The organism is Mycobacterium sp. 1081908.1 (assembly GCF_001673535.1).
Taxonomy (GTDB): domain Bacteria; phylum Actinomycetota; class Actinomycetes; order Mycobacteriales; family Mycobacteriaceae; genus Mycobacterium.
This window is the reverse complement of record NZ_LZLY01000095.1, coordinates 20,373-28,835: the sequence shown is the minus strand read 5'-3', so window position 1 is coordinate 28,835 and position 8,463 is coordinate 20,373. Positions and strand designations below refer to the sequence as shown.

General features: G+C 66.8%; 9 protein-coding genes and 1 tRNA gene. 5 read left to right on the top strand and 5 right to left on the bottom strand.

What is annotated here, in order from left to right; translation table 11 throughout:
- The 4 genes from A5655_RS13835 to A5655_RS13820 all read right to left on the bottom strand — a co-directional run.
- The coding region (locus A5655_RS13835) for a hypothetical protein (protein WP_067010918.1) at nucleotides 1-1,405 on the bottom strand (1,405 nt) is incomplete at its 3' end.
- A 258-nt stretch (nucleotides 1,406-1,663) separates the two neighbouring features.
- Nucleotides 1,664-3,547 carry a hypothetical protein gene (locus A5655_RS13830; RefSeq protein WP_231999164.1) on the bottom strand — a complete coding sequence of 628 codons (1,884 nt, stop codon included), beginning with the start codon at nucleotides 3,545-3,547 and terminating at the stop codon, nucleotides 1,664-1,666.
- A gap of 130 nt (nucleotides 3,548-3,677) precedes the next feature.
- The gene (gene dcd / locus A5655_RS13825) at nucleotides 3,678-4,250 is read right to left on the bottom strand and encodes a dCTP deaminase (RefSeq protein ID WP_067010914.1); all 573 of its coding nucleotides are present in this window, start codon (nucleotides 4,248-4,250) and stop codon (nucleotides 3,678-3,680) included.
- Nucleotides 4,251-4,291: 41 nt separating this feature from the next.
- Nucleotides 4,292-4,933 (bottom strand): hypothetical protein, encoded by a 642-nt coding sequence (locus A5655_RS13820; protein ID WP_197508693.1) that lies wholly within the window; start codon nucleotides 4,931-4,933, stop codon nucleotides 4,292-4,294.
- A gap of 350 nt (nucleotides 4,934-5,283) precedes the next feature.
- Between A5655_RS13820 and A5655_RS13815 the strand changes: the two genes are divergently transcribed.
- The 5 genes from A5655_RS13815 (at nucleotide 5,284) to A5655_RS27875 (ending at nucleotide 8,059) form a co-directional block, all read left to right on the top strand.
- The gene (locus A5655_RS13815; RefSeq protein WP_067010912.1) at nucleotides 5,284-5,589 is read left to right on the top strand and encodes a DUF732 domain-containing protein; all 306 of its coding nucleotides are present in this window, start codon (nucleotides 5,284-5,286) and stop codon (nucleotides 5,587-5,589) included.
- A gap of 231 nt (nucleotides 5,590-5,820) precedes the next feature.
- Nucleotides 5,821-5,894 (top strand) — tRNA-Gly (locus tag A5655_RS13810).
- 109 nt (nucleotides 5,895-6,003) lie between these two features.
- Nucleotides 6,004-7,170 (top strand): Shedu anti-phage system protein SduA domain-containing protein, encoded by a 1,167-nt coding sequence (locus tag A5655_RS13805; protein ID WP_156764856.1) that lies wholly within the window; start codon nucleotides 6,004-6,006, stop codon nucleotides 7,168-7,170.
- A 104-nt stretch (nucleotides 7,171-7,274) separates the two neighbouring features.
- On the top strand, nucleotides 7,275-7,670 hold the full coding sequence (locus A5655_RS27880) for a hypothetical protein (protein WP_156764855.1): 396 nt from the start codon (nucleotides 7,275-7,277) through the stop codon (nucleotides 7,668-7,670).
- A 230-nt stretch (nucleotides 7,671-7,900) separates the two neighbouring features.
- Complete coding sequence (locus tag A5655_RS27875; RefSeq protein ID WP_156764854.1) at nucleotides 7,901-8,059, top strand: hypothetical protein; 159 nt, start codon at nucleotides 7,901-7,903, stop codon at nucleotides 8,057-8,059.
- Here the strand turns inward: A5655_RS27875 and A5655_RS13795 are convergent.
- Nucleotides 8,056-8,418 carry a tyrosine-type recombinase/integrase gene (locus A5655_RS13795; protein ID WP_231999163.1) on the bottom strand — a complete coding sequence of 121 codons (363 nt, stop codon included), beginning with the start codon at nucleotides 8,416-8,418 and terminating at the stop codon, nucleotides 8,056-8,058. The genes A5655_RS27875 and A5655_RS13795 overlap by 4 nt on opposite strands.
- Between the last annotated feature and the right edge of the window lie 45 nt (nucleotides 8,419-8,463).

Here is an 8,463-nt window from a genome sequence, read left to right as displayed (position 1 = left end):
AGCCGCCGAACGGACCGTGCCCGCCGAACGGACCGTGCCCACCGAACGGGCCATGCCCACCGAACGGGCCGCGGCCGCCGCCGAAGGGCCCGCGCGGCGCCGGCACGCCGCCGAAGGGGCCTCGGCCGCCCTCGAGCCGGGGCACGGGAGGCGCGAGCACCGGCACGCGAGGAACGGGGACGAACACGGGCGGGGGCAGCGCGGGCACCGGAACCGGCGGAGGAGCCACGGGAGCCGGGGCGGCGGCGGGCGGGGCGATGGGATGCGGCACAGCCACCGGCGCGGGCTCCTGGATTTTCGGTCGGGCCTGGGGCACCGGCGCCGTCGCGGGCGGCTGCGTCGGGGCGACGATGTTTTCGTTCGGGCTGGGCCGCAGCGCCACCGTCGGACGGATGCTGATCGCGAGCGCAATCTCAAGCACCACAACGGCGCTGATGAAGACCACCGCCAGCATGCTGCCGACCAGCGCGATGGATTTGCGCCGCTGCGCTGTCTCGTCCAGGCCGATGGCGGTGCCCGCCTCGGCGTCGTCGTCGGGCACGGCGCTGTAGGCGACGTTGGGCTTGCCTTTGACGTCGGGCGGCTCGGGAACGGTCCGGTATGCGGGCTGGTATCCGGGCAGCAACCCGGGGAACTGGCCGGCCAGCGCCAACGGGTCGACTTCGCCGGTGCCGGGGTCCAGCGCGTAGGCCAGCGCCGCGGTCGATGACGCGAACAACGGCGCGTTCGCCGAGGCCAGCGCCGCACCGCGGGCGAGGGCCATCTCCGGTTCGTCGGGCACCGACAGCTGAAGGGACGTCGCGGCCTCCAGCGCCGGCTTGATCAGCGGGATGTCGACGCCGGAACCGACGACGACCACGCCCTCCGGGCGGGTTTCCAGCGCCTCGGCGCCCGAGACCAGCTCGAGGAGCTCGGCCACCGCCTGGTCTTCGTCCTCGGCGAGAACCCTGCGGTGTACGTCGCAGATCGACCCGTCCGCGCTGTCGACCACCGCCAACGTCGCGGTGTACGGCTCGACGAACAGCAGCGCGGTGCGCGCGTAGTTGGTCGCGTCGCCCACGGCCTGGGTGAGCGCGGCCGCGGCCATGAATGCCGAGACCAGCATGACGTTCTCGACCTTGTGGGCGGCCAGCGCGTCGCGCAGCATGGCGGCCTCGACGTGATCGGTCCAGGTCACCCCCGTCGAGAGCAGCTGGTAGCCGCCCTCGGCCGCGCCCTCGCGGGTTCCGAGGATGGCGGAGATCACCTGGTTGGGCGCCGTGGACGGCCCGGCAGAGCCGGGAGCCTCCAGGCCGACGTCGAACTTGTCCTCGTCGACGGTGGCCCCGTCGGCGCCTTCACCTTCCACCAGCACCATGCGGACGTTCGTCGGCGCCATCGAGACGCCAAGCACGATGCCCACCAACGCTAGATATCTCCCTCGGCTAGTTTGCTGCGTAACGACGGCAAAACGCCGACGACACGATTAAATGCCTAGTTTCACGGACTTACGGCCACAGCGGCGCGCGGGCTCGAGCATCCGGGATTAGCTGGGCGGTATGGAGTTCTGGTCCTGGGGCGGCGCGGTTTTTCGGCTTGCCCCAACATCTCGACCGTACCCGCACCACCGCGGGCTGTTAAGCGCAACTCGGCGTGCGTTAACCGTTTTGCAACGCCGAGACGGCTAGTGGTGGCCGCCGCCGCTGTGGCCGCCACCGCCGAAGCCGCCGCCACCGCCGAAGCCGCCGCCACCGTGGCCGCCGCCACCGAAGGGCCCGCTGCCGCCGCCGCCGAAGGGACCGCCACCTCCGCCGCCGAAGGGCCCGCCACCGATCGGACCCCCGCCGCCGTGACCGCCGCCGCCAAACGGACCGCCGCCGATCGGACCGCCGCCGCCACCGAAGGGTCCACCGCCACCGAACGGCCCGCCGCCGCCGGGCGCACCGCCACCGTGGCCGCCGCCAAACGGTCCATTGCCGCCGAACGGCCCACCGCCGCCGAAGGGCCCGGGTCCGGCGGGCTCACCGCCGCCGGGGCCTCCCCCAGGGATGTGGATGGGGCCACCGCCGCCGCCGAAAGGCCCGCCGCCCCCGAACGGTCCGCCGCCGGGACCGGTACCGGGCACCGGGACGTGTCCGGTGCCGGGGCCGCCCGGGATGGGTAGCAGGTTTTCCCCGGGCGGCTGGTGCGGCGGCGAATGTGGAACCGTGCCACCGCCGGGCACCGGCCACTGCGGCTGCGGAACGTGCACGGGCGGTTGGGGCGCGACGGGCTGGGGTACCGGGAGGCGCGGCGCCTGGATAACCGGCGGACTGACGATCGGGTTGGGAATGGGCACGTGGACCGGTGGCACCGGGATCGGCGCCACGGGTGGGACCACGACCGGGACCGGTATCACCGGGTCGATCGGAGGGCCCGCGGGAAGCGGAGGCGCAACCGGCGCCGCGGGTAGCGGCGCGGGGGCGGGCGGGCTCAACGGTTTGGGCGCCGACATCGGCTGCGGCAGGTTGATCTTCGGCATCGCCGGGGCTGCCTGGACCGGCGCGGGCGCCTGTTGCGTTGGGACGATGAGGTTTTGGGCCGGGGTGGGCCGCAATGCCACGGTCCCCGTCGTGCGGATGCCGATGGCCAGCGCGATCTCGAGCGCCAGCACCGCGCTGATGCCGACGACCGCCAAACCGCTGCCGACCAGCAGGACCGGCCTGCGGCGCGGAGGTTCCGGTTCCTGAACGAACAGCTTCTCGATGAGGACGGTCGGGGCGTCGGCGTCGTCGTCGTGCACCGCGCTGTACGCCAGTTCGTCGCCGAGTTCGGCTCCGACGCCGAGGTATTCGGGAAGGGCGTAGTGGTCGACGGCGCCGGTGCCCGGGTCTTGGGCGTAGGCCAGCGCCGCGGTCGACGACGCGAACAACGGCGCGTTCGCCGAGGCCAAGGCGGCGCCGCGGGCCAGCGCGGTCTCTGGCTCCTCCGGCGCGCTCACGTCAAGCGACGTGACCGACTCCAGCGCCGGCTTGATCGGGGCGATATCGACGCCCGAGCCGACCACGAACAGCCCGTCGGGCGCGAGCTCCGTCTTTTCCAGCCCGGCGACCATCCCGCTGAGCTGGGTGATCGCGTCGTCGTAGGACTCGGCATAGATCGATTGCCTGTAGACGTCGGCGATGGAACCGTCGGATGTCTCGACGACGGCCAGGGTCGCGGTGTCCGGCTCGATGTACAGGACCGCGGTGCGCTCGTAACCGACTGCGCCGCCGACACTTTGGGCCAGCGCCGCCGCCGCGAGGAACGCCGACACCAGCATGACGTTCTCGATCTTGTGGGCGGCCAGCGCGTCGCGCAGGGCGGCCGCCTCGAATTGGTCGGTCCACGTCACACCGATCGCCGACAGCTCCAGGCCGGCATCGGCCGCGCCCTCGCGGGTGCCGAGGATGGCGGCGACTACTTGGTCGGATGCGCTCGCGGTGGCCGCGTCGTTGGCAGCGGTGACGTCGAACTCGTCCTCTTCTACCGTTGCGCCGTCGGCGTTTTCGCCTTCCAAGACGACCATCTGGATCGACGCCGGTGCCATTGACACGCCGAGCACGATGTCCAATACAACCCCCTCCAAAGGTATTGCTGGCGAAGCCATGGCCGAGCGGGCGGTAACCACGGACCACTACATCTTCGCGTAAATACGCTGTGGCGGAGCGCTGTCTAAGCTATGTAGACCTTATGAAGTTCTGGTACGAGCGCGACGGCGTCGGTCCCCGCTGACCCTGGTACTTCGACCCTACGCGGGAGCTTCCGTAGGGGTGCTCGGCCGGACTCGTCAGCCGCAGAATGCACAGCTGACCGATCTTCATGCCCGGCCACAGAGTGATCGGCAGGTTCGCGACGTTGGACAGCTCGAGCGTGATGTGCCCGCTGAAGCCGGGGTCGATGAAGCCGGCGGTCGAGTGCGTCAGCAAGCCCAGCCGGCCCAGCGACGACTTGCCCTCCAGGCGACCCGCGAGGTCTTCGGGCAGGGTGAACAGCTCCAGCGTCGAGCCGAGCACGAACTCGCCCGGATGCAGCACGAACGGTTCCCCGTCAACGGGTTCCACCAGGCTGGTCAGCTCGTCCTGCTGCTTCGCCGGGTCGATGTGGGTGTAGCGGGTGTTGTTGAACACCCGGAACATGCAGTCGAGGCGCACGTCGATGCTGGACGGCTGCACCAAGGTGTCGTCGTACGGGTCGATGCCCAAGCGGCCCGAGTTGATTTCGGCCCGAAGATCGCGATCGGAGAGCAGCACCCGCTGAGCCTATCCGCTGCTACGGGGCCGTCGTCCTCGCTTCAGTCCGCGAGGTACATTTCGCCACCCTTGGGGTAGCCGCCGCCGGTGGTCGTGACGTGGACGTGGTCATAGTGGCCGAGCCTGCTCGGTTGCGCCCCGCCCGGCGTGTAGTAGACGCCCCGCCAGATCGCGTCCTGGATGCCGAAGCGCGACGCGTTCTTCATCACGTAGGCGACGATCGCGTTGCCCAGCGCGATGCCCTCGGAGCTGCCGGCGTCGGGAATCATCACGTCGATGGCCAACCCCATGGGGTGCCAGGGCAGCGGGTCCGGTCGCACGCCGCCGATCTGGTGGATCTGCGGGAACTGCACGCTGATGGCGCGCTCGACCAAGATCGTCCGAACCTGCAGGCCCTGCTCCGGCGCGATGCCGACGGGCAGGAAGCGGGCGCGCGTGTGATACCGCGACGCCGCGGCCTGCCGGGTGTCGGTGAAGCCCGCGGCTTTACCGGGCGTATTCGCCGCCGCCACAAGTTGCAGGCAGCACGGCTCAATGTCGCCGATAACGGGTTTGGCCTCTTCGCGCGCGGCTAATGGACGGACATCGCCTGCCGCCGCGAAGAAGACGGCGGCGGGGGCGAGCAGCGCAGCCAGCATCACGTGTGACTTGCGTCGCTTCTTGGCTAACCGATGCCGACCCACGGAGAGCACATTACGGGCAGATCACGGAATAATAAACATCGAGAGGCTAAGAATTGGATCCGAGCCAATAGCGGCATTCGCCGGACGCTTTGTCTGTCGGATCGGTACCCGCAGCGCGGCGGGGCTGGGCCGCTCGGGTGCGGCCGACTGGTTGGTTTGCTGCGAGTGCTCGACCGTCCCACATTGGACAACTCCGCCGAAACGAAAGATGAACGCTTGGTTGAAGTTTGGAACCGGCGAGCAGAAGACCCCGGCGCTGGGCAATACATGACCCAGGGCAGCTCTAGGCGTTGCTTGGGGTGCGCCGTCTCGTTCCGAGTGTCATGTGGAGCTTTGGAGGTGGTGGGGAAATGACCAAGAAGATGTTTGGGTGCATGCTCGGCGCCGCGATGGCCCTGATGCTGGTGCCCGCAGCCGTCGCCAGCGCCGACGATAAGGACGCCGAATTTACCAACTACCTGGCGTCGAACGGCATTCACCTTGGTAACGCGTCGCAGACCGGGACCATGGGACGCACGATGTGCCAGGACCTCTCCGCCGGGTACAGCCAGAACGACGAGGTCGACCAACTGAAACTACGGATGGACCAGAATCAAGCCAAGCTGTTCGTCCTCGCTGCCACCGCGGAGTACTGCCCCGACAAGCACAAGTCCTGAACTCGGCTTCCGCGCGTCGCCGCCGCTTTGCCAAAGCGCGTCAGGCGAGTGAGCGTCATGCGCTCGGCTACCCCTTCCAGTACGTCGCGTTGGCAATGAAGTCGGCGAGCCGCACTTTCGGAGATGCGGCATACGCGCTCAGGGCTGGTTTCGAACCGGATTGTGCAGCGACCTGTCGCTCAGCCGCTAGACTGTCACCGCTGTAAAGCTTGCGCAGCTCACAGCGACCACGCCGATGTAGTTCAATGGCAGAACATCAGCTTCCCAAGCTGAATACGCGGGTTCGATTCCCGTCATCGGCTCCACTCCGAACAGGGCAAACAGCCCGTTCGCCGGGCGCGGGCGACTCGACGGTCCCGTAACGGTCCCGTACCCCTTCGCCGCTTTACTACATTCGCGGTGGAGAATGTCCCGGTGGATCCTTCTGGGGACGAACCCCACGATCTGGACAGCGCCGATATGCCGCCGGAGGGCGAGCCCGAAGGCGGGCCGATCAAGGCGTGGTCATCTCCTGGGTCGGGGATGTACCAGCACGGGATGCAATCGGTCCAGCTCAAGACGGTTGGCAACACCCACAAAGCGGCGTGCTTGAAGTTCTACGGCAGTGACCCGGTAACCCCGACGCACGCCCGTCTTGAGATCACCCAGCACCGAAAGGTCCTCGGCGGATTTGATTTCGCCGCGCCACCCGAGCTCAAGTTCTACTTGGAGGACGACGAGATCCGGGTACTCAAGAGTTTCCTGGCCGGTCAGTTCCTCCCCGCGGATGGCTACTACGTTCGGGTCGACAGCAAGGAGATGGCGGCGGAGGTTGCGAAGCTGAGCGCCGACAATCTCGGCGACGTCTTGGCTGCGATCTCGGACAAGACGCACCTGGTCGAAGCGATCCAAGCGTCTGGCCACGCGGACTTTCTGGCGGACTACGTGACCAACGAAAAGAAGCGGGTTGAGATCGGGCATCTTGAAACGGCCGTGTGGGACCCTGATGCCAGCGAGAGCGTATTTCAGCGAATCTTGCAACGTAATCCGTGGATGTTCGGCGGCCAGTACGTCGCCACAGGACAACGATCACTCGTCCTTGGCGAGCAGTTCGATGTCCCGCTGATCACCGCAGATGGATCTTTGCACCTCATTGAACTCAAGAAAGCGACTGCAACGCCGATTGTTCGTAAAGTTGGAACCCACTGGATGGTGGGCGGACCCGTACACGAAGCGGTGTCGCAGACGCAGAACTACTTGTGCTCGCTGGACGAGGACCGACACCGGATCAAGGCAGACTTCGGGATCGAGCCACGCCGACTACATGCAACTGTCGTGATCGGTCACTTCGATCACGAAACGTCTGCAATACCAATGGAAACCGTTTACGAGACGCTCCGTATATACAACAGTCACATGACGCGCATCACAGTTATGACCTACGACCAGCTCGTGACGAACGCGCGCAACGCGGTCGACATCTTGGGCCACGTCGCGGAAGAGCAGCGGGACGACGAAGACCAAGACGAGTACCAGGGCGACGATGACCCATGGGCCGGATACCCCGGACCCGGCCCGGACGACGACCCAGAGCCTTTCTAAACCTCAAGCGCCGCAAGCTGTTCCAGCAGCACCGCCGAAATTGCCATTGACGTGATATGATTAAGGTACTCAGGCCGATGGCGAGATGCCCAGGAAGGTTTGAGGTGGTGCAGATCCGGCGAGATGCCGGAGACGGCCTTCACGCTTTTGGTCCAGGTGACCAACTGCGGTTAACGCCGAAAGGCGGAACGAACGCAGCGCCGATTGCGTTCCAAGGCGAAAAGCCTGATCACATCGGACGTACAACCCCAATATGCCCCACCCTGGTTTCGGCGCAACCGGGAACCGGAGGCATTGAAGGGTTGTCGATGCTCGGCTATATCCTCATCTCTGCAATCGTGTCAGGAGTCCTGGCGCTCGCGGCGCTCGCAGGTTTGACGATCCACGTATGCGCCAGCGTCGCAATCACATACCGCGCCCCAGAGAACGCGGCCGACATCATCACCGCGATGGGAAAGTACTTCCCGTTCAAGGGGTGGTTCTCCCGATGGCGCAAGTGAGCGCCGTACATGGGGCCATCGCGCAGACGCTGGTATTCTTGCAGTTGCCGACACCTTGCTCGACCCGCCACCCGGCGGCGAGCTGATACCCACGTGGCTAAGGCGTGGTAGGGCGGAGCACTTCCCGTAGTGCTGCGAACCCCGATAGGCGGGAATGCGCGCGACCTAACGTGCGCGTTGCACTGTGCGGACGGGAACACAGGCAAACCGAGTGACAGGTTGGGTTTGCCGTGTTCGGCTACTTCCTTATCTCTATTTCTGCAGCAACTGTTCTGATCGGCTTGACCTTGTGGCTCGTCGCCGCGATCGTCATCACCCTCATCAACCCCAAGAACGCCGACAAGATCATCGCGGCCATGGGAGCGAAGTTCCCGCTGCGTAAACGCTAACCCACCAGCGGCACAACGCTTCCGGTGTAGGTCGGCGCTGGGGCCGCCAATCCGCCGAGCGCGGCCATGTTGCCGGCATGATCATCGGTGTTGATGAGGTGCGCGTACACCGTCAGCGTGGTCTTGACGTCCCGGTGCCCCATCAACTCTGCGATGTCGATGGGCCGAATGCCTGCGGCGAGGCACAAGCTGGCGTAGGTATGGCGCAGGGAATGGAACGACTGCTCGGCGTCCACCTTCGCGGTCGGCGTCAGCCTGTTGGCCCGCAGCACCGCCGGTCGGTACACCGCCTTATAGAAGGTCGCGTGGCGTAGCGGCTGGGTCCAGTCGAGCAGCAACCGCTTCTCCGCCTCATCCACGGTCAGTTCCGCCAGGGCTGCGGCCTGCCGCCGGGCGCGGGCCTT

Excerpts from the sequence above, each read along its gene's own strand:
- A5655_RS13815 (WP_067010912.1), top strand. The coding sequence starts at position 5,284 with ATGACCAAGAAGATGTTTGGGTGCATGCTCGGCGCCGCGATGGCCCTG.
- A5655_RS13830 (WP_231999164.1), bottom strand. The coding sequence starts at position 3,547 with ATGGCACCGGCGTCGATCCAGATGGTCGTCTTGGAAGGCGAAAACGCC.